The following is a 2447-nucleotide window of genomic DNA, read 5'->3' on the forward strand; positions in this document are numbered from 1 at the left end:
TAGGCTTTCATACTGTTTCTGTTGGTGGAACTTCTGAATGCACAGCGGATACTAAGATTATTATGCAAGCTGCTATCTTAGGCAATGCAACAGGAATAATCCTAAGCCATAACCACCCTAGTGGCTACTTAACTCCATCTCCGCAAGATGATCTGTTAACTGAAAAGCTTTCTAAGGTCTGCAAACTTATGGGAATGTCTATGTTAGATCATATTATTGTTACAACTGAAAACTATTACAGCTATGCAGATGAAGGGCGTATATAATGTGTTAGCTTTTTTGTTCCTGATAGGTGCAATGGCAGTGGTGTGGTTTATGTCTCATTCTGCTTTCTTCCTTATAATTATATTTGGATTAATAAGACTAACAAGGAAGCCAAAAAGACCTAGACCATAAAAAAGGACGCTCACTATTGTTACAAGTGAGCGTTCCTCTACTAATCAAGCACTTACGAATTAGTGTGAAAATTAAAGATTCACTTATGTGTAAAATCAATTAAAACTGAACATTATGTCACTTAAATATTCCAACACAACAGCAGACTATCTAAATTGGGAAGAAATGACCAACTTAATCAGGAGACTGTCAAAAGATGGGAACTATAAAATGTCTCTTCTTATTTCAATTGGTTGTTTCTGGGGACTGCGTATATCTGACATTCTTTCTCTAAGATGGAAACAAATCTATAATGTAGATGAATTTACCATACAGGAGAAGAAGACAGGTAAAGGCAGGACTATAAGGATCAACCCACAGTTGAAACGGCATATCTCTGAATGTTATGAGCATATTCAGCCTATCAGTATTAATTCTCCTATTCTGGTTAGCCAGAAAGGAACTATTTATACTATCCAGAGGATTAATAAGATTCTAAAGGAAATAAAGGCTAAGTATAAATTGAGTGTGAAGAACTTTAGCTGTCATAGTCTTAGAAAGACATTTGGCAGACAGGTTTATAACCAGAATTCAGAGAATGCAGAATTAGCCTTAGTTAAGCTTATGGAACTGTTTAACCATTCCAGTGTGGCAATCACTAAGAGATATTTAGGACTTAGACAGGAAGAGTTGTTAGATACTTATGATTCTCTTTCTTTCTGACGAACATAAATAAACGCTTTTTGTTATATTTGCAGTAATTCCACCTATCAAAGCGTTGAGAAGTGGAAGAACATAGTGATTAAAAGCGTTTTAAGATATTACTTTGTCTTAGGAAATCCCCATTTTCAAAAGTCGTACATTGTAATACAACAGAACGCTCACGTCTATTGTGCATATACTCCTTTCATAGGAATATTATCATAATGGCGTGGGTCTGTTGTTTCTATAATATGTACGACTGGGCATGGGGATGCCTCTAAGACATAGAGTAAGAAATTAAGCAGTTCCCACGCTTTTTTTATGTAATAACGTCAACCAGAGGGAGCAGGGTTGAAATAATAATTTATTATAATTATGGGAAAAATGAATTTAATTATTATCATGCTTTTACTCCTCTGTGGATGTGGTGATAAGAAAGTTACTTACAATGACTTAGAAAACAAAAATGATCTTGTCTATCTGAAAAACAAACCATACACAGGCATTGCCTATAGCAATGAGTCTTCTCGTAATTTTATAGAATACAACAATGGAAAACTTGTTAGAATGGTTGCTTATTATAAAAATGGCTATAGAGTCGACTCCTTTCCTGGAGGGGAAAACAAATGTTATAAAGGAGACATTGAAATAACCATGGATGAGTATTTAGACGCACACCCTCATTTAAAGCGTTATATTTATGCTGAATAAGTAAAATTGTAACATCTATTTGTTAAGCACCATTGAGTTTTTAACAATTCAGACAATGAACATTAATGTCATATTATTAGCTTTTATCTCATTGGTATCTTGCCAGAACTCCAATCCAAAAGATAAGTTGCTTTCCCATCCAAATGGAGAAACAGAAAATATCTTTCAGGAAAGGCTAGGTATTAATGAGATAGAAGCTATCTTTAAGAAGTACATATACACAGATAACTGGAAATCTATTGATGGTACTAACTTATCTGCTGAAATAGATAGTCTTTTTAAAGATTATGTGGATAGCTGTTTTATTGCTAGTGTAGATATAAACTTACTGACGCTAGACTTAACTCCTGAACAAGATACTACTTTGTATATAGAGTTTGCCAAAGAGAAATTTAGGATTGAGACAACACAAGATTATATTGGATCATTGAATGATTATCAAGGCTTTTGGATTTCTATGGGATATGAGTATAGGTATGAAGCAGAAGAACTGCTAATGCTCAAGTATTATAATCTTGTGCTGTCTTTGCTTGAACCAGAGGATAGAAAACTGTTAGAAGCAGACCAGAAATTATGGAAACAAAGCTTTGAGAGTTCTAAGGGTATATCTGAATTAATCACAGAGACAAAATATGGAAATAGAGGTGGTAGGGAAGATT

At 34.2% G+C, this 2447-nt stretch carries 4 protein-coding genes; all 4 read left to right on the top strand.

The window, feature by feature from the left end:
* Positions 1-266 (top strand): JAB domain-containing protein (locus D0T51_RS12085; protein WP_163729641.1); only part of this gene is annotated, 266 nt, incomplete at its 5' end.
* Between the two features lie 244 nt (positions 267-510).
* A complete protein-coding gene (locus tag D0T51_RS12090; RefSeq protein ID WP_163729643.1) occupies positions 511-1098 on the top strand; it encodes a tyrosine-type recombinase/integrase in 588 nt (195 codons plus the stop codon).
* 354 nt (positions 1099-1452) lie between these two features.
* Positions 1453-1788: a hypothetical protein gene (locus D0T51_RS12095; protein ID WP_163729645.1), complete on the top strand. Its 336-nt coding sequence runs from the start codon at positions 1453-1455 to the stop codon at positions 1786-1788.
* Positions 1789-1843: 55 nt separating this feature from the next.
* Positions 1844-2447 (top strand): hypothetical protein (locus tag D0T51_RS12100; protein ID WP_163729647.1); only part of this gene is annotated, 604 nt, incomplete at its 3' end.

Source organism: Parabacteroides sp. 52 (assembly GCF_010500925.1).
GTDB lineage: Bacteria > Bacteroidota > Bacteroidia > Bacteroidales > Tannerellaceae > QVMG01.

Excerpts from the sequence above, each read along its gene's own strand:
- D0T51_RS12090 (WP_163729643.1), top strand. The coding sequence starts at position 511 with ATGTCACTTAAATATTCCAACACAACAGCAGACTATCTAAATTGGGAA.
- D0T51_RS12095 (WP_163729645.1), top strand. The coding sequence starts at position 1,453 with ATGGGAAAAATGAATTTAATTATTATCATGCTTTTACTCCTCTGTGGA.